Source organism: Mycobacterium sp. TY815 (assembly GCF_030755135.1).
Lineage (GTDB): Bacteria > Actinomycetota > Actinomycetes > Mycobacteriales > Mycobacteriaceae > Mycobacterium.
This window is the reverse complement of sequence record NZ_JAUFRX010000002.1, coordinates 114,017-133,008: the sequence shown is the minus strand read 5'-3', so window position 1 is coordinate 133,008 and position 18,992 is coordinate 114,017. Positions and strand designations below refer to the sequence as shown.

11 protein-coding genes and 1 tRNA gene are annotated in these 18,992 nt (G+C 66.9%); 10 read left to right on the top strand and 2 right to left on the bottom strand.

The genetic code is table 11. The features are described 5' to 3' along the window. Window positions 1-19: 19 nt before the first annotated feature. Window positions 20-93 (bottom strand) — tRNA-Arg (locus QXK92_RS20340). Between the two features lie 187 nt (window positions 94-280). On the opposite strand from QXK92_RS20340, the gene QXK92_RS20335 reads away from it, so the two are divergent. The 9 genes from QXK92_RS20335 to QXK92_RS20295 all read left to right on the top strand — a co-directional run bounded on the left by QXK92_RS20335 (window position 281) and on the right by QXK92_RS20295 (window position 15,751). Then, window positions 281-1,540 carry an alpha/beta hydrolase gene (locus QXK92_RS20335; protein WP_306244666.1) on the top strand — a complete coding sequence of 420 codons (1,260 nt, stop codon included), beginning with the start codon at window positions 281-283 and terminating at the stop codon, window positions 1,538-1,540. Between the two features lie 197 nt (window positions 1,541-1,737). Continuing rightward, the gene (locus QXK92_RS20330; RefSeq protein WP_306244665.1) at window positions 1,738-3,201 is read left to right on the top strand and encodes a wax ester/triacylglycerol synthase family O-acyltransferase; all 1,464 of its coding nucleotides are present in this window, start codon (window positions 1,738-1,740) and stop codon (window positions 3,199-3,201) included. A gap of 71 nt (window positions 3,202-3,272) precedes the next feature. Next, complete coding sequence (locus QXK92_RS20325) at window positions 3,273-5,030, top strand: HAD-IB family hydrolase (protein WP_371934592.1); 1,758 nt, start codon at window positions 3,273-3,275, stop codon at window positions 5,028-5,030. Between the two features lie 8 nt (window positions 5,031-5,038). Then, the gene (locus QXK92_RS20320; RefSeq protein WP_306244663.1) at window positions 5,039-7,396 is read left to right on the top strand and encodes a glycerol-3-phosphate 1-O-acyltransferase; all 2,358 of its coding nucleotides are present in this window, start codon (window positions 5,039-5,041) and stop codon (window positions 7,394-7,396) included. Window positions 7,397-7,524: 128 nt separating this feature from the next. Then, entirely contained in the window at window positions 7,525-8,001 is a 477-nt protein-coding gene (locus tag QXK92_RS20315) for a single-stranded DNA-binding protein (RefSeq protein WP_306244662.1), read from the top strand. 64 nt (window positions 8,002-8,065) lie between these two features. Further along, window positions 8,066-9,742 carry an energy-dependent translational throttle protein EttA gene (gene ettA / locus QXK92_RS20310; protein WP_306244661.1) on the top strand — a complete coding sequence of 559 codons (1,677 nt, stop codon included), beginning with the start codon at window positions 8,066-8,068 and terminating at the stop codon, window positions 9,740-9,742. Between the two features lie 128 nt (window positions 9,743-9,870). Then, window positions 9,871-14,691 carry an NAD-glutamate dehydrogenase gene (locus QXK92_RS20305; protein ID WP_306244660.1) on the top strand — a complete coding sequence of 1,607 codons (4,821 nt, stop codon included), beginning with the start codon at window positions 9,871-9,873 and terminating at the stop codon, window positions 14,689-14,691. Next, window positions 14,688-15,101, top strand: coding sequence for a thioesterase family protein (locus QXK92_RS20300; RefSeq protein WP_306244659.1), 414 nt, complete (start codon window positions 14,688-14,690; stop codon window positions 15,099-15,101). Before QXK92_RS20305 ends, QXK92_RS20300 begins: the two co-directional genes overlap by 4 nt. Continuing rightward, the gene (locus QXK92_RS20295) at window positions 15,089-15,751 is read left to right on the top strand and encodes a hypothetical protein (protein ID WP_306244658.1); all 663 of its coding nucleotides are present in this window, start codon (window positions 15,089-15,091) and stop codon (window positions 15,749-15,751) included. Before QXK92_RS20300 ends, QXK92_RS20295 begins: the two co-directional genes overlap by 13 nt. Window positions 15,752-15,773: 22 nt before the next feature. Here the strand turns inward: QXK92_RS20295 and QXK92_RS20290 are convergent, their stop codons facing one another. Beyond that, entirely contained in the window at window positions 15,774-16,790 is a 1,017-nt protein-coding gene (locus tag QXK92_RS20290; RefSeq protein WP_306246356.1) for a pyridine nucleotide-disulfide oxidoreductase, read from the bottom strand. A 438-nt stretch (window positions 16,791-17,228) separates the two neighbouring features. On the opposite strand from QXK92_RS20290, the gene QXK92_RS20285 reads away from it, so the two are divergent. Next, a complete protein-coding gene (locus QXK92_RS20285) occupies window positions 17,229-18,989 on the top strand; it encodes a PE-PPE domain-containing protein (protein WP_306244657.1) in 1,761 nt (586 codons plus the stop codon). Window positions 18,990-18,992: the final 3 nt, after the last annotated feature.

Genomic DNA, 18,992 nt, shown 5'->3' with positions numbered 1-18,992 from the left:
TCACAGACGCCCCAGTCGGCGCCCCCGGCACGACTCGAACGTGCGACCTAGGGATTAGAAGGCCCTTGCTCTATCCACCTGAGCTACGGAGGCAATGCGCAGGTCAGTCTATCGAAAGCCGAAAAATCAAGGGGCGCAGGCGACACAACGCGGCCGAAAAGAGTTTCAGTGCGCCGAAAATGGGCTATGGTGTGAGCCTCGACACACGTACAACACCGGCCGGTAATCGGCCGTTAACCGCAGCGTGGCGTGTGCCTGACGTCGAGGGGTGTGCTTAGCAATGTGTATTGCAAGTGTGACCGCGCGGTGCTCGCAAGCGGGTGCCGAGGCGATGCGCCAGGGCGCGCAGCTCGCGGCCGATGCCCGGGGCATCTCCCGGGCCGGAGCCGTGCTGCTCCGTGGTTCGCCTTTCGCCGTCGGCTGGATTGCCGGATGGCTGGCAACCGAGTTCCCGCCGCACGTACTGACCGGGCATGCACTGTCCCGGGTCGCCCCGCCGGCGATCAACCGGGTCGGCACCACCTGGGCCGCGCAGCGCGCGGACCGTGCGCTCACCGCCGCCCTGGAGGATTCGTTCGGGTCGGATTTCCGTGAGCAGGTATTTCACCCGACCACCAACCCGGCGCTGAGCGTGCGCCGCGGCATTCTGCCCAAGCCCAAGCCCGGCCCGCACCGCCGCTACGCGGCCAAGACGTCGGACATCTCGTACGGGCCGGGCGGCACCGAGCATCTGCTCGACATCTGGCGTCGTCCCGACCTTGCCCCGGGTCACCGCGCCCCGGTGTTGATCCAGGTCCCCGGCGGCGCGTGGAGCGTCAACGGCAAGCGCCCGCAGGCGTACACGCTGATGAGCAAAATGGTCGAGCTGGGCTGGATCTGCGTCTCGATCAACTACAGCAAGAGCCCGCGCGCCAAGTTCCCCGCGCACATCATCGACGTGAAGCGCGCGATCGCCTGGGTCCGGGAGAACATCGGCGACTACGGCGGCGACTCCGACTTCATCGCCATCACCGGCGGGTCAGCGGGTGGGCACCTGGCTTCGCTGGCGGCCCTCACCCCGAACGACCCGAGATTCCAGCCCGGGTTCGAACGGGCCGACACCACGGTGCAGGCGGCGGCCCCGTACTACGGCGTCTACGACTTCACCGACTTCGACAACATGCACGAAATGATGATGCCGTTCCTCGAGCACTTCGTCATGAAGACGAGGTTCGCCGACGAGCCCGAACGCTTCACCGCTGCCTCGCCGATCTCCTACGTGCACCGCCAGGCGCCGCCGTTCTTCCTGCTGCACGGCGACCGGGACCAGCTGGCTCCGATCGGCCAGGCCCGCGCCTTCTGCGCGGCGTTGCGGGGAGCCGGCGCCCCCACGGTCGCCTACGCCGAACTCGCCAACGCCCACCACGCGTTCGATATCACGCCGACGGTGCGGTCCCGGCTGGCGGCCGACGCGGTCGCCGACTTCCTCGGTGTCGTGTACGGCCGGCGGGAAAGCGCGCTGATGGGCTCGCTGGCGCTGTCGGCCTCACCCGCCAGCTGAGCATCCCGGCCTGTTTCCACGTTCGGTGAACCCGCGCGTCGGCCTCCCTGCGGCTGAGAGCATCCTCACTTTCACCACCGCCTCAACCGGACTAGCGTTGGGTTGGCATTCCGGTGGCGGGGCCTGATAGCAGGAGGTTTGATCAGCGGTGAGAGGGATGACGTGTCGGTTTGCCCGGCTCGCAGGGGGTCGTAGCCGTGGCTGACGCCGTGGGGTTGTCCGACGAACTCGGGCCCGTCGACTACCTGCTGCACCGGGGCGAGGCGAATCCGCGGACGCGCTCGGGGATCATGGCGCTGGAACTGCTCGACACCACGCCGGACTGGAACCATTTCCGTTCCCGGTTCGAGAACGCCTCCCGCAAGGTGTTGCGGCTGCGGCAGAAGGTCGTGGTGCCGACACTGCCCACGGCGGCGCCCCGCTGGGTCGTCGATCCCGACTTCAATCTCGACTTCCACGTCCGGCGGGTGCGGGTCGCCGAACCCGGCACGTTGCGTGAGGTGTTCGATCTTGCCGAGGTGATGCTGCAGTCCCCGCTGGACATCTCGCGGCCGCTGTGGACGGCCACCCTGGTCGAAGGATTGGCCGACGGGAAAGCGGCCACGCTGCTGCACCTGAGCCACGCGGTGACCGACGGGGTCGGAAGCGTCGAGATGTTCGCCGAAATCTATGACCTGGAACGGGATCCCGAGCCCAGGCCGCTGCCACCACAACCGATCCCGCAGGATCTTACCCCCAACGACCTGATGCGTCAGGGCATCAACCATCTGCCCATGGCGGTCATCGGCGGTGCGCTGGGTGCGTTGACGGGTGCGGTGTCGGCGGCCGGGAAAGCGGTGCTGGATCCGCTATCCACGGTGTCCGGGATCCTCGGCTACGCCACCTCGGGCGCACGGGTGCTGAACCGGGCCGCCGAACCGTCCCCGCTGCTGCGCCGGCGCAGCCTCACCAGTCGCACCGAAGCGATCGACATCCGGCTTGCCGACCTGCACAAGGCCGCCAAGGCCGGTGGTGGGTCGATCAACGACGCCTACCTGGCCGGCCTGTGCGGGGCGTTGCGGCGCTACCACGTCGCCCTCGGTGTCCCGATCAGCACGCTGCCGATGGCGGTTCCGGTGAACCTGCGCGCCGAAGGCGATGCGGCCGGCGGCAACCAATTCACCGGGGTCAACCTCGCCGCACCGGTCGGCACGGTCGACCCGGTCGCCCGGATCAAGAAGATCCGTGCGCAGATGACCCAACGCCGGGAAGAGCCGGCGATGAACATCATCGGGTCCATGGCGCCGGTGCTCAGTGTGCTGCCGACCGCGGTGCTGGAGGGCATCAGCAGTTCGGTGATCGGAAACGACGTGCAGGCCAGCAACGTCCCGGTCTACCCCGGCGACACCTACATCGCCGGCGCAAAGATCATGCGGCAGTACGGTATTGGCCCGTTGCCGGGTGTCGCCATGATGGTCGTGCTGATTTCCCGGGGAGGGTGGTGCACCATCACCGTGCGCTACGACAGAGCAGCGGTTCAGAAGGACGATCTGTGGGCCCAGTGCCTGCTGGAGGCGTTCGACGAGATCCTCGCGCTGGCCGGCGATCCGCCGCCACACGCGGTGGCGGCCTCGTTCGAACCCAAGCAGGTCACCTCGGCGCGATCGGTGTCGGGCTCGTGAGCGCCGCCGACGACAAAGATGCCGTGACGCCGGCCAAGGATCTGCGGCTGCCCGGTTCGGTCGCCGAGATCATGGCCAGCCCGCCAGGCCCGAAGGTCGGTGCGTTCTTCGACCTGGACGGAACACTGGTGGCCGGCTTCACGGCGGTCATCCTCACCCAGGAGCGGTTGCGTCGCCGCGACATGGGCGTGGGGGAGTTGCTCAGCATGATCCAGGGTGCGCTCAACCACACCCTGGGACGCATCGAGTTCGAGGATCTGATCACCAAGGCGTCCATGGCGCTGGCCGGACGGCTGCTGGACGACCTCGACGAGATCGGGGAGCGGCTGTTCAATCAGCGGATCGAGTCCCGCATCTACCCGGAGATGCGGGAGCTGGTGCGTGCGCACGTGGCGCGCGGCCACACCGTGGTGCTCAGCTCGTCGGCGCTGACCATCCAGGTCAACCCGGTGGCCCGATTTCTCGGCATCTCCAACACGCTGACCAACAAGTTCGAGACGAACGAGGACGGACTGCTCACCGGCGGCGTGATCAAGCCGATCCTGTGGGGGCCCGGCAAAGCCGCTGCGGTGCAACGCTTTGCGGCCGAGCACGACATCGACTTGAAGGACAGTTATTTCTACGCCGACGGCGACGAGGACGTCGCGCTGATGTATCTGGTCGGCAATCCCCGCCCGACCAACCCTGAGGGCAAGATGGCCGCCGTGGCCAAGCGCCGCGGCTGGCCCATCCTGAAATTCGACAGCCGCGGCGGGGTGGGGTTGCGCCGTCAGATCCGCACGCTGGCCGGATTCGGGTCGATGGTTCCGGTGGCGGCCGGTGCGGTGGGGCTGGGTCTGCTGACCCGCAACCGGCGGCGCGGCGTGAACTTCTTCACGTCGAACTTCTCGTCGTTGTTGCTGGCGACCTGCGGGGTGCACCTCAACGTCATCGGCGAGGAGAACCTGACCGCCCAGCGCCCTGCGGTCTTTATCTTCAATCACCGCAACCAGGTTGACCCGATCATCTCCGGTGCGCTGGTGAAGGACAACTGGGTCGGCGTGGGCAAGAAGGAACTGCAGCGCGACCCGATCATGGGAACCATGGGCAAGTTGCTCGACGGGGTGTTCATCGACCGCGACGACCCGGACTCCGCGGTGGAGATGCTGCGCACCGTCGAAGACCGCGCCCGCAACGGCCTGTCCATCGTCATCGCGCCCGAAGGCACCCGGCTGGACACCACCGAGGTCGGCCCGTTCAAGAAAGGGCCGTTCCGGATCGCGATGTCGGTGGGAATTCCCATCGTCCCCATCGTGATCCGCAATGCCGAGATCATCGCGTCGCGCAACTCCACCACGCTGAACCCCGGCACCGTCGATGTCGCGGTGTTCCCGCCGATTTCGGTCGAGGACTGGACCTTGGACACCTTGTCCGACCGGATCGCCGAGGTCCGTCAGCTCTACCTCGACACCTTGGCGGACTGGCCGTACGACGGGCTGCCCGAGGTGGATCTGTCCGCGAAGAAGCGCGCGGCCGCCGCCGCCGCCGAAAAGGCGCCCGCGAAGAAGGCTGCCGCGAAGAAGGCTGCCGCCAAGAAGGCGCCGGCCAAGAAGGCCGCCGCGAAAAAGGCTGCGGCGAAAGAGGTTCCGGCCAAGAAGGCCGCCGCGAAGAAGGCCGCCGCGAAGAAGGCTGCGCCGAAGAAGGCTGCGCCGAAGAAGGCTGCCGCGCAGCTGCCGCCCGAGCCGACGCCGGATGCCACGCCGCACGAATCGAGCGTCGACCCGATATCCGTGTCCGAGAAGCGTCAGGGGGTTTCGGAACAGCCCGACTCCTCGGCTCCTGCGCCCTGAGGCCAGCCGTGACCAAACCGGCCGCCGACACCAGTGCAGTCCTGACTGCCGATGATTCGCTGGTGCTCGCGTCCATGGACACTCCCGTGGAGATGGAGCTGATCATGGACTGGCTGGGCGAGCAGCGGGCCCGCCTGCCGCAGAACAGATTCGACGTGCTGAAGCTGCCGCCGCGCAACGCGCCACCGGGCGCGTTGACCGCGCTGGTCGAGAAGCTCGAATCCGCCGACGACCGGTCGGTCGTGCCGGTGCGTGTCTTCTGGTTGCCCGCTGCCGACCGTGGCAAGGTGGCCAAGGTCACCGCGCTGCTTCCGGGCCGGGATCCTTACCACCCCAACCAGCGTCAGCAACGTCGCATTCTGCGCACCGAGCCGTGGCGAGCCCGGGTGGTGGCCGGCGAGTCGGCCAGCGTCTCCGAACTCCGCCGGCAATGGCGCGACACCACCGTCGGCGAGAACATCCAGGACTTCGCCCAGTTCGTCACCCGGCGGGCGCTGCTGGCGCTGGCGCGCGCGGAGTACCGGATTCTGGGGCCTCAGTACAAATCACCGCGCCTGGTCAAACCGGAGATGTTGGCCTCGGCGCGATTCCGTGCCGGCCTGGAGAAAATTCCCGGCGCCACGGTCGACGAAGCCGGACGCATGCTCGACGAACTGGCGACCGGGTGGAGCCAGGCGTCGGTCGACGTGATCTCGGTGCTGGGCAAGATGCTCAGCCGCGGGTTCGATCCGGACTTCGACTACGACGAATATCAGGTCGCCGCCATGCGCGCCGCGCTGGAAGCCCACCCGGCGGTGTTGCTGTTCTCGCACCGGTCCTACATCGACGGCGCCGTGGTCCCGGTTGCCATGCAGGACAACCGGTTACCACCGGTGCACATGTTCGGCGGCATCAACCTGTCGTTCGGCGTGATGGGGCCGCTCATGCGCCGCTCCGGGACGATATTCATCCGCCGCAACATCGGCGACAACCCGCTGTACAAGTACGTGCTCAAGGAGTACGTCGGCTACATCGTCGAGAAGCGCTTCAATCTGAGCTGGTCCATCGAAGGCACCCGCTCGCGGACCGGAAAGATGTTGCCGCCCAAGCTCGGTCTGATGAGCTACGTCGCCGACGCCTACCTGGACGGTCGCAGCGAAGACATTCTGCTGCAGGGGGTGTCGATCTGTTTCGACCAGCTGCACGAGATCGCCGAGTACGCGGCCTACGCGCAGGGCGCCGAGAAGACGCCGGAGGGCTTCAGCTGGCTCTACAACTTCATCAAGGCCCAGGGTGAGCGCAACTACGGCAAGATCTATGTCCGCTTCCCCGAAGCGGTGTCGATGCGGCAGTACCTGGGTCCGCCCAATGGGGCGCTGGCGCGCGACCCGGCAGCCAAACGTCTTGCGCTGCAGAAGATGTCGTTCGAGGTGGCCTGGCGGATCCTGCAGTCCACGCCGGTAACCGCGACCGGGCTGGTGTCCGCGTTGCTGCTCACCACCCGCGGGATGGCGTTGACGCTCGATCAGTTGCACCACACGCTGCAGGACTCGCTGGACTACCTCGACCGCAAACACACCCCGGTGTCGACCAGTGCGCTGCGGTTGCGGTCGCGTGAGGGCGTCCGCGCGGCGGTGGACGCCCTGTCCAACGGGCACCCGGTGACGCGGGTGGACAGCGGCCGGCAACCGGTGTGGTACATCGCGCCGGCGGACGAGCACGCCGCGGCCTTCTACCGCAACTCGGTGATCCACGCGTTCCTGGAGACCTCGATCGTGGAACTGGCTCTGGCGCATGCCCGTAACGCCACCGGAGACCGGGTCGGCGCCTTCTGGGCTCAGGCGATGCGGCTGCGCGATCTGCTGAAGTTCGATTTCTACTTCGCCGACTCGGCGGCCTTCCGCGACAACATCGCCGAAGAGATGGCCTGGCACGACGATTGGGAAGCCCAACTCGCCGCCGGGGGAGACGCCGTCGAGAAGATGCTCTACGCGAAGCGACCGTTGATGTCGGACGCGATGCTGCGGGTGTTCTTCGAGGCCTACGAGATCGTCGCCGACGTATTGCGCGATGCCCCACCGGACATCAATCAGAAAGAGCTCACGGATCTGGCACTGGGGGTGGGGCGGCAGTACGTCGCCCAGGGCCGCGTGCGCAGCAGTGAATCGGTGTCGACGCTGCTGTTCGCGACCGCCCGCCAGGTCGTCGCGGACCAGGATCTGATCGCGCCGGGGCCCGATCTGGGCGAGCGCCGGGTGGCTTTCCGCCAAGAGCTGCGCAACATTCTGCGGGACTTCGCCTATGTGGAGCAGATCGCCCGCAACCAATTCGTCGAGCGAGAGTTCAAGATGCGGCAGCGCCGTTCGGAAGAACAGCGCGACGGCTAGCCCCGGGGGTTGTGCACAGTCGCGGGTTTGTCCACACCTGCCCCGATCAGCCCGGCCGGCCGGCCGGATCCGTCGGTGCCGGCGGGCTCAATGGGTTCAACACCAGCACCACGAGAAAGTTGAGCCCAATGTTCGAAACATGGATGACCGTTGTCGGCCACATCGTCACCGACCCCCAGCGCCGCCGCGTGGGCAACGAGGAGCTGATCAAGTTCCGGGTAGCCAGCAACTCGCGCCGACGGACCGGTGACGGCGACTGGGAGCCGGGCAACTCGCTGTTCATCACCGTCAACTGCTGGGGCCGGCTGGTGACCGGGGTGGGTGCCGCGTTGAGCAAGGGCGCGCCCGTGATCGCGGTGGGTCACGTCTACACCAGCGAGTACGAGGACCGCGACGGCAACCGTCGGTCGTCGACGGAGATGCGGGCGACCGCGGTCGGGCCGGACCTGGCACGCGCGATCGTGCGCATCGAGCGGCCGCGCTACACCGGTCCTGATCCGGTGGAAGCGCCCGCCTCCGAGGGTGCCGGCGTGGTTGCCGAAGCGGCCGACGGGGCAGGCCCGGCCAGCGCCGACGAGACCGGGCCGCTGCCACTGTCGGCTTAGCGGTTCGGCGCGGTGCATAGGATGGTCCGCGGATATCCAAAGACCAGAAAGGCAATACCGCGGCATGGCTGAGTTCATCTACACGATGAAGAAGGTCCGCAAGGCGCACGGCGACAAGGTGATTCTCGACGATGTGACGTTGAGCTTCTACCCGGGCGCCAAGATCGGCGTCGTCGGCCCCAACGGGGCGGGCAAGTCGAGCGTCTTGCGGATCATGGCCGGACTGGACAAGCCGAACAACGGCGACGCTTTTCTGGCTACCGGTGCGACGGTCGGCATCCTGCAGCAGGAGCCACCGCTCAACGAGGAGAAGACGGTCCGCGGCAACGTGGAGGAGGGCCTGGGCGAGATCAAGGTGAAGCTCGATCGCTTCAACGAGGTCGCCGAGCTGATGGCCACCGACTACTCCGACGAGCTGATGGAGGAGATGGGCAGGCTGCAGGAGGACCTGGATCACGCCGACGCGTGGGACCTGGACTCGCAGCTGGAGCAGGCCATGGACGCGCTGCGCTGCCCGCCGCCGGACGAGCCGGTCACCAACCTCTCCGGTGGCGAGCGTCGCCGGGTGGCGTTGTGCAAGCTGCTGCTGTCCAAGCCCGACCTGCTGCTGCTCGACGAGCCGACCAACCACCTGGACGCGGAGAGCGTGCAGTGGCTCGAGCAGCACCTGGCCAGCTACGCGGGAGCGATCCTGGCGGTCACCCACGACCGGTACTTCCTGGACAACGTGGCCGAATGGATCCTCGAACTCGACCGCGGCCGCGCCTACCCGTACGAGGGCAACTACTCAACCTACCTGGAGAAGAAGGCCGACCGCATCGCGGTGCAGGGCCGCAAGGACGCCAAGCTGCAGAAGCGCTTGCAGGAAGAGTTGGCCTGGGTACGATCCGGCGCCAAGGCCCGCCAGGCCAAGAGCAAGGCGCGCCTGCAGCGCTACGAGGAGATGGCAGCCGAGGCCGAGAAGTCACGCAAGCTCGACTTCGAAGAGATTCAGATCCCCGTCGGGCCCCGGCTGGGCTCGGTGGTGGTCGAAGTCGAGCATCTCGACAAGGGCTTCGAGGGCCGGACTCTGATCAAGGACCTGTCCTTCACCCTGCCCCGCAACGGCATCGTCGGCGTCATCGGCCCCAACGGCGTCGGTAAGACCACGCTGTTCAAGACCATCGTCGGCCTTGAGCAACCCGACAGCGGCACCGTCAAGGTCGGCGACACCGTCAAGCTGAGCTACGTCGACCAGACCCGTGCCGGTATCGATCCCAAGAAGACGGTGTGGCAGGTCGTCTCGGACGGACTGGACTACATCCAGGTCGGCCAGACCGAAGTGCCGTCGCGCGCCTACGTGTCGGCCTTCGGATTCAAGGGACCCGACCAGCAGAAGCCGGCGGGCGTGCTGTCCGGTGGCGAGCGCAACCGGCTGAACCTGGCACTCACGCTCAAGCAGGGCGGCAACCTGATCCTGCTCGACGAACCGACCAACGACCTGGACGTCGAGACGCTGAGCTCGCTGGAGAACGCGCTGGTCAACTTCCCCGGATGTGCGGTGGTGATCTCCCACGACCGGTGGTTCCTGGACCGGACCTGCACCCACATCCTGGCGTGGGAAGGCGACACGGACAACGAAGCCAAATGGTTCTGGTTCGAGGGCAACTTCGGCGCCTACGAGGAGAACAAGGTGGAACGTCTCGGTGCCGAAGCCGCGCGTCCGCACAGGGTGACGCACCGCAGGCTGACACGGGACTAATGTCAGTCTCGCCACGGCCGTGCGGGCGTGGGCAGGTGAGCATCACCCGCGACGATGCGGACGGTAGAAACCGCTGAGGAGTGGGGCATCGACCGAGCGGTATCCGTCGCGAGTGGGGAGCAATCGGAATGACGATCGATCCCGGGGCCAAAGAAGACGTCGCGGCGTGGACCACGTTCACGCAGAGCGCCGAGATCCCTGACTGGGTGTCGAAGGCCTACCGAGAGAGCTATCGGGGACCTCGCGACGACGCACCCCATACCGCGAGCGGATCGGATCCGGTCGTCACCGCGAGCGTGGTGGATGCGCACTGCCGCCTCGCTCAGCACCGCCCGGCCGGTGAGAGCGCGGTGGCCGTCTACCTGGCCGACGACGACGCCGGCTTCGGCCCGGCGCTGCAGGTCGTCACCGACCAGGGCAGCATGCTGATGGACTCGGTCACCGTGCTGCTGCACCGCCTCGGCCTGGGCTACACGGCGATCATGACGCCGGTGTTCGAGGTGCGCCGCGATGCCTCAGGGGAGCTGCAGCGGGTAGAACCGAAAGCCGACGACTCATCGCCCTACGTCGGCGAAGCCTGGATCCACGTCCAACTGTCCGCATCGGTCGACCGCAAGGTTCTCGCCGAGGTGGAAAGGCTGCTGCCCAAGGTCCTGGCTGACGTGCAGCGCGTCGCCAGCGATGCGACCGCCATGATCTCGACCTTGGGCGAGGTGGCCGCGGCCGTCGACGACGACCCCGAAGGCCGCTACGAAGCGCCCGACCGTCAAGAGGTCGCGGCGCTGCTGCGCTGGCTGAACCAGGGCAATTTCCTGCTGCTGGGCTACCAGCGCACCCGGGTGCAGGACGGTCTGGTGGTCGGTGACGGGTCCAGTGGCCTCGGCGTGTTGCGGGCCCGGTCGGGCACCCGGCCCCGGCTCACCGACGAGTCCAAGCTGCTGGTGTTGGCGCAGGCCGCCGTGGGCAGCTATCTGCGCTACGGCGCCTACCCCTATGCCATCGCGATCCGCGAGTACGCCGGGGGCGGTGAGGTCTACGAGCACCGCTTCGTCGGCCTGTTCACCGTCGCGGCCATGAACGCCGACGTGCTGGAGATTCCCACCATCTCCCACCGGGTGCGCGACGCGCTCACCCTGGCCGGAAGCGACCCGAGCCACCCGGGCCAGTTGCTGCTCGACGTCATCCAGACCGTGCCACGCCCGGAGTTGTTCACCCTTACTGCTGAGCAGCTGCTGTCCATGGCAAAGGCCGTTGTGGACATGGGCTCGCAGCGGCGCGCGTTGCTGTTCCTGCGCGCCGACCGGCTGCAGTTCTTCGTGTCCTGCCTGGTCTATCTGCCCCGCGACCGCTACACCACCCCGGTGCGCCTGCAGATCGAGGACATCCTGGTCCGCGAGTTCGGGGGCACCCGGCTGGAGTTCACCGCGCGGGTCAGTGAATCCCCGTGGGCATTGATGCATTTCATGGTCCGGCTGCCGGAGGACTCGCAGCCGGGCTCGGTGGACGTTTCCGAAGCGAACCGCAACCGCATCCAGGCGCTGCTCAGCGAAGCCGCCCGGACGTGGGCCGACCGGTTGACCGCCGCCGCCCCGACCGCCGCGGTCACCTACGCCGACGCCGAGCACTACGCCACCGCCTTCTCCGAGGCGTACAAGCAGGCTGTCACCCCCGCTGAGGCGATCAAGGACATCGCCGTCATCAAGGAACTCAGCGACGATTCGGTCAAGCTGGTGTTCTCCGAAGGTGACGAGCACGGTCTCGCTCAGCTCACCTGGTTCCTCGGGGGGCGCACCGCGTCCCTGAGCCAGTTGCTGCCCATGTTGCAGAGCATGGGTGTCGTCGTGCTCGAAGAGCGACCGTTCACCGTCACCCGGCCCGACGGATTGCCGGTGTGGATCTACCAGTTCAAGATCCAGCCGCACCCGACCATCCCGCAGGCGTCGACCGACGAGGAACGCCAGGCGGGCGCACACCGCTTCGCCGATGCCGTCACCGCGATCTGGCAGGGCCGCGTCGAGATCGACAGCTTCAACGAACTCGTCATGCGCGCCGGACTGACCTGGCAGCAGGTGGTGCTGCTGCGTGCCTACGCGAAGTATCTGCGGCAGGCGAACTTCCCGTACAGCCAGTCCTACATCGAGTCGGTGCTCAATGAGCATCCTTCGACGGCCCGGTCACTGGTCGCGCTGTTCGAAGCGCTGTTCCACCCGAAACCGGCCGGCAGCGGCCGGGACGCGCAAGCGGCCGCAGCTGCCGTGGCCGCCGACATCGACGCCCTGGTCAGCCTGGACACCGACCGCATCCTGCGCGCCTTCGCCTCGCTCGTGCAGGCCACCCTGCGCACGAACTACTTCGTGACCCGCGAAGGTTCGGCCCGCAGCCGCGACGTGCTGTCGGTCAAGCTCAATGCCCAGCTGATCGACGAGTTGCCGCTGCCGCGCCCGAAGTTCGAGATTTTCATCTACTCGCCCCGCGTCGAAGGCGTGCACCTGCGCTTCGGCCCGGTCGCCCGCGGCGGCCTGCGCTGGTCGGACCGCCGCGACGACTTCCGCACCGAGATCCTGGGACTGGTCAAGGCGCAGGCGGTGAAGAACGCGGTCATCGTCCCGGTCGGGGCCAAGGGCGGCTTCGTCGTCAAGCGACCGCCGCTGCCCACCGGTGACGCCGCCGCCGACCGCGACACCGCCCGCGCCGAAGGCGTCGCCTGCTACCAGCTGTTCATCTCGGGACTGCTCGACGTGACCGACAACGTCGACCACGCCACCAAAGCCGTCTACCCACCACCGCAGGTGGTGCGCCGCGACGGCGACGACGCCTACCTCGTGGTGGCGGCCGACAAGGGCACCGCCACGTTCTCCGACATCGCCAACGAGGTCGCCAAGTCCTACGGCTTCTGGCTCGGCGACGCGTTCGCTTCCGGGGGGTCGGTCGGTTACGACCACAAGGCCATGGGCATCACCGCGAAGGGGGCGTGGGAGGCGGTCAAGCGGCACTTCCGGGAGATCGGCGTCGACACCCAGACCGAGGACTTCACCGTCGTCGGCGTCGGCGACATGAGTGGCGACGTCTTCGGCAACGGCATGTTGCTGAGCAAGCACATCAGGCTCGTCGCCGCATTCGACCACCGGCACATCTTCCTGGACCCCAACCCCGACTCGGCGACGTCCTGGGTGGAACGGGAGCGCATGTTCAACCTGCCCCGTTCCAGCTGGGAGGACTACGACAAGTCGCTGATCAGCGAGGGCGGCGGCGTCTACAGCCGCGACCAGAAGGCGATCCCGATCAGCATGCAGGTGCGCGACGCGCTCGGTATCGACGGTGACGTCACCGAGATGGCGCCGCCCAACCTGATGCGGGCGATCCTGCAGGCCCCGGTGGACCTGCTGTTCAACGGCGGAATTGGCACCTACATCAAGGCCGAATCCGAGTCCGACGCCGACGTGGGCGACCGCGCCAACGACCCGGTGCGGGTGAACGGGCACCAGGTGCGCGCCAAGGTGATCGGCGAGGGCGGCAACCTGGGCGTGACGGCCCGGGGCCGGGTGGAGTTCGACCTCGCCGGCGGCCGGATCAACACCGACGCGATGGACAACTCCGCCGGGGTGGACTGCTCCGACCACGAGGTCAACATCAAGATCCTGATCGACTCGCTGGTCACCTCCGGCAAGGTCCAGCCCGAGGAGCGCACCGCGCTGCTCGAGTCCATGACCGACGAGGTCGGCAGGCTGGTGCTCAAAGACAACGAGGACCAGAACGACTTGATGGGCACCAGCCGGGCCAACGCGGCCAGCCTGCTCCCGGTGCACGCCGACCAGATCAAGTACCTGGTGGCCGAGCGCGGCGTCAACCGCGAGCTGGAGGCGCTGCCCTCGGAGAAGGAGATCGCCCGGCGCACCGAGGCGGGCCTGGGACTCACCTCACCCGAGCTGGCGACGCTGATGGCGCACGTCAAGCTGGCGCTCAAAGAGGACCTGCTCAACACCGAGCTGCCCGACCAGGACGTGTTCGCGTCCAGGCTGCCGGCGTACTTTCCCAAGCCGTTGCGGGAGCGGTTCACCCCGGAGATCCGGTCGCACCAGCTGCGCCGCGAGATCGTCACCACCATGCTGATCAACGACATGGTCGACACGGCCGGCATCAGTTACGCCTTCCGGCTGGCCGAAGACGTCGGCGTCCCGCAGATCCATGCCGTGCGTACGTTCGCCGCCACCGACGCCATCTTCGGCATCGACCACATCTGGCACCGCATTCGTGCCGCCAATCTGCCGGTCGCCCTCTCGGACCGGTTGACCCTGGACACCCGCCGGCTCATCGACCGGGCCGGGCGCTGGCTGCTCAACTACCGCCCGCAGCCGCTGGCCGTCGGCGCCGAGATCAACCGGTTCGCGGCCAAGGTGAAAGCTCTGACGCCGCGGATGTCGGAGTGGCTGCGCGGAGACGACAAGGCCATCGTCGAGAAGGAGGCCGCGGAGTTCACCGCGCAGGGCGCGCCGCCGGATCTGGCCTACCGCGTGGCGGCTGGGCTGTACCGGTACAGCCTGCTCGACATCATCGATATCGCCGACATCACCGAGATCGAGACCGCCGAGGTGGCCGACACCTACTTCGCGTTGATGGACCGACTGGGCACCGACTCGCTGCTGACGGCGGTGTCGGAGCTGCCGCGCACCGACCGGTGGCATTCGCTGGCGCGGTTGGCGATTCGCGACGACATCTATGCGTCCGTGCGGTCGTTGTGCTTCGACGTGCTCGCGGCGGGAGAACCTGACGAAAGTGGTGAGCAGAAGATTGCCGAGTGGGAACACATCAGCGCGTCCCGGGTGGAGCGCGCGCGCCGGACGCTCAACGAGATCCGGGAAAGCGGCGCAACAGATCTCGCGACGCTGTCGGTGGCGGCCCGGCAGATCCGCCGCATGACACGCACCAGCGGACGGGCGTCCTCGGGATGAGCGTCGGATACGTCGCGGCCGTCCCGGTGCGGTGGTCGGACATCGACATGTATCAGCACGTCAACCATGCGACCATGGTCACCATCCTGGAGGAGTCGCGCGTCCCGTTCCTCAGGGAACCGTTCGGTGCCGACATCACCACCATCGGCCTGTTGATCGCCGACGTCCGGGTGACTTACAAAGATCAACTGCGCCTGGTGGATTCGCCGCTGCAGGTGACGATCTGGACCAAACGGTTGCGGGCGGTCGACTTCACCCTGGGCTACGAGGTGCGTTCGGTCAGCGCCGACCCGGAGTCCAAGCCGGCCGTCATCGCCGAGTCGCAGCTGGCCGCGGTACACATTGAGGAACAGCGGCTGGTGCGCTTGTCGCCTCATCATCGGGAGTATCTACAACGGTGGATTCGGTAGCTGAGCGCGGACTGTGGCTGGCCGACCCGCGCCACCGCGCGGACCTGGCGGCCTTTGTCGACCACGCGGTGCGGCTCGACGAAGCCGCGGTCATCCGCATCCGTGCCCGGTCTTCGGGATTACTGACGGCCTGGGTGGCAACGGGTTTCGACGTATTAGCCAGTCGCGTGGTGGTCGGCAGGGTCAAACCCGGCGACATGTCGGTGGCGGCGGACGCGTTGGCGCGGGGGCTCGCAGCCGCTTCCGGCGACGGGTACGTCGACCCGGGATTCGCGATCGATTCGGCGTGGCGGGGCGGCCTGCCGCCGGAATCCGGCTTCACCCACCTCGACGACATCCCCGCGAAGCTGATCCTGGACCTGTCCCAGCAGGGCGCGGATCTGGCCCGGGAACACGGTGGGGCCCACGGGCCACCGGTGTCGTTGCTGGACCAGGAGGTCGTCGAGGTCAGCTCCGGCGACAAGGTGGTAGGCGTGCCGATGCGGTGCGTATTCGCCTTGACGGCAATGGGTTTCCTGCCCCCATCGGCTGACGCCATGACTGACGACGAGATCATCCGGGTCCGGATCTCACCGTCCTGGCTGCGCATCGACGCCCGGTTCGGATCGGTGTACCGTCAGCGCACTCATGCGGCACTGCTGGTGCACTGACCTGTTGAAATCAGCGCGAGTTTTACGTGCCGTAGACCATCCACAACGGCAGTACTGAGTTCAGATAATCCATGAACTTCTTCAGCCCGACGCGGTGCTGACCGTAGCCGTAGGGGTCTTCGGCGTATTCCGGGAACGCGATGCCCAGCCCGAACAGGCCGGGGGCGATGATTCCGTTCTGCGGGTTGTACCGCAGCGGCCCCCATTGCGGCGTGGCGGGCAGCGTGCGGGGCTCGAAGCCCACGGTGTAGATCGCGTGGTCGCACTCCCGAAGTTTCTCCTCGAATTCGGGACCGGACACCCGGTACCGCTCCAGGCGGTCGGGATATACGCCGTCGATGTTCTCCCGGGCCCACTGCGCCGCTCGCCCCTTGAGTCCGGTGTCGTCGAACAGAATCCAATCATCCAGATAGACAGCGTATTTGAGAGGGCTGCGGTAGAAATTGAGCACCTTCGCCACGGGTAGCCGCAGCAGGTGCGGCAGGACGATCATCGTGGAGTGCGAGGAGCCGAAGACCGCGACGGTGGCGCCGTCCAACTGCAGATCGGCGAGCCGTTCGGGATCCAGGGCCACGTCGACCGGTATCTCCTCAAGATGCGGGTACGACAGGCTCTTCGGCACCGCGCCGACCGCAAGGACGACGTTCTGCGATTCCACGTCGCCGACTTCGGTCTCGATCCGCCACCGTCGTCGGGTCAACGTCAGCGCGGTCGCGGTGGACTCGACGAGGTGGACCCGATCCCGCAGCTGTGCGGTGACCCACTGCAGGGGATCGGCGACCAGGCCCAGGGCACACGTCTCGTCGGGATCGACCTCTGCGAGCGGCATCGGCGGGGCCTCGGCGAAACGGAAAGCCTTGGAGCCGTTGAGGTATTCCAGAAAGGTGCCGACGATGGTGTTGCTCGACACCGCCCGCCATTTCCCACCCAGGTCTCCCGCGGTGAACGACGGATCGATCCAGGCGATCTTGTCGTCGGGAATGCCGTGATCGAGCAGTCGCCCGACGGCGGCGATGCCTGCGGGTCCCGCTCCGATCACTGTCCATGCGTAGGGCGGTGTCATGCATTACGTATAGCGGAGCGGAGGCGGCGGGCCAAACCGCCGTCACAGATTCGGCCGCGGAATGCGCATGTCAGCGAGGTCTGCGCGGCAGGCGCAGCGCCGCGACGGATGGCCGATGTCGAGCCGGGAGACCGAAACTTATTACCATGTTCTATTGCCCTGCAGTCGAGCGTATTTCGGCGCATGAGAGACGTTTACGTGTCAACAGCGACACCTCCGTGGGCTTCGGGGAAGTTGCTCGAATATTTCGTCGGGCGACCGCTACCCCGGATCGTAGGATCAGCCTGTGTTCGCAGCGGGAGTGGTTTTGCGTCGTGACTTCGCCGTGGCTATGCGGCCCCCGGGCACGGCCGACGCGTCGAGTGCGGCACGGCCGCTGAGCCGGCGAGGCAACGATCGGGAAAAGGAACGGCGATGACGAGTGTGCTGGCGAGCCCCCACGTGATGACCGCCGCGGCCTTAGACATCGCCGAGATACGCGCGGCGCTCAATCAGGCCGAACTGGCTGCGCTGGGTCCGACGGCCGGTGTGGCGGTGGCTGCCGCAGACGAAGTGTCGGCGGCAATCGCCGAATTCTTCAGCACGTACGCCAGCGGCTACCGGGCCCTGAGTCAGAACGCGGCGGCATTCCACGACGCCTTCGCGCAGGCGCTGAAAGCGGCCTCCGACTCGTACAGCCGGGCCGAGGCGGCTGCCGCGGCGTCGTTGGCGGCACTGACCCAGTCAGCAGAGACACTGCTGGCACCACTTCCCGGGAACGCGACGGCGGCGACCCAGGCACTGCTGGCTGCGCCGCCGCCGGTGCCCGTGGACGCGGCGTTGATCCTCAGCGAGAGCGGTGTGCCGACGCCGTCAGCGCAGTACATACAGGACGTCTACTCCAAATACGTTGCGCCGCATTTCCCGTCGGCAACCGTGCCGCAAGGTGTGTCGACCCCGAACGGGTTGTATCCGTTTACCGGTATCAAGGATCTGACCCTGGACATCTCGATCGCCCGGGGCTCGACCATCCTCACCGACGCGATCGTGCAGCAGCTCGCGGCACTTCCCCCGGATAGCTCGATCGCCGTGCTGGGGTATTCGCAGAGCGCCGTGCTCTCGTCGGTCGTGATGCCGCGCCTGCTCGCCGAAGGCGTCACCAACGCTCAGGTCAATTTCGTCTTGCTGGGTAACCCGATGAATCCCAACGGCGGCGTCGCCGCCCGCTTCGCCGGGCTTACCTTGCCCAGCCTGGGTTTCACGTTCTACGGCGCCACACCGGACAACGCCTTCCCGACCGTGAACTACACGCTTGAGTACGACGGTTTCGCCGACTTCCCGCGGTATCCGATCAACTTGCTGGCCAGTCTCAACGCAGTGATGGGAATCCCGTTTGTCCACGGCGACTACCAACACCTGACGCAGGCGCAGATCGACTCGGCGATTCAACTGCCGACCGAAGGTCCCACCCAGAGCACCTACTACATGATTCCGACTAAGCATCTGCCGCTGCTGGAACCGGTGCGCTTCATCCCCTATGTGGGTAACCCGCTTGCCGAACTGCTCGAGCCCAACCTTCGGGTGTTGGTAAACCTCGGCTATGGCGACCCGGCGTACGGATATGACACCGGCCCGGCCAATGTGCCGACGCCGTTCGGATTGTACCCCCCGGTGAACCCGCTGACGGTGCTGGACCACCTGGCCGTGGGCACCCAACAGGGAATTGTCAATGCCGCCAACGCGCTTCAGGCCCAAGGGCCTCCTCCGATGCCGAACTTTGCGGACATCGCGAACACCCTCCACTCCAACTCGTCTTGGTTGAGCAACCCACCATCTCTGACCGCGGTGTCGCCGGTCTCGGTGGCCAGGGACACGATCTTGGCGCTCCAGTCGGCGAACACCTCGGTGAGCGGCGGGTTCGTCAAGGCTTATTCGACGGCGTACGCCACATTGCTGCCTACGGCGGATCTCGCCAGCGAGATCGCGTTCACCCTGCCGAGCTACAACGCGAGTCTGTTCCTGGACGGGATGATGCAGGTTATCGACGGGCAACCGATCGAGGGCCTGCTCAATGCGATCGGCAAGCCGATCGCTGCCGACGTAGGACTCGTCACACTCGCCGCCGGCTTCCAAGCCATCGTCGTCGTGTATGCCCTCGATACGATTCTGTTCGGGACGCCGCACCCCCTGCCGTGACTG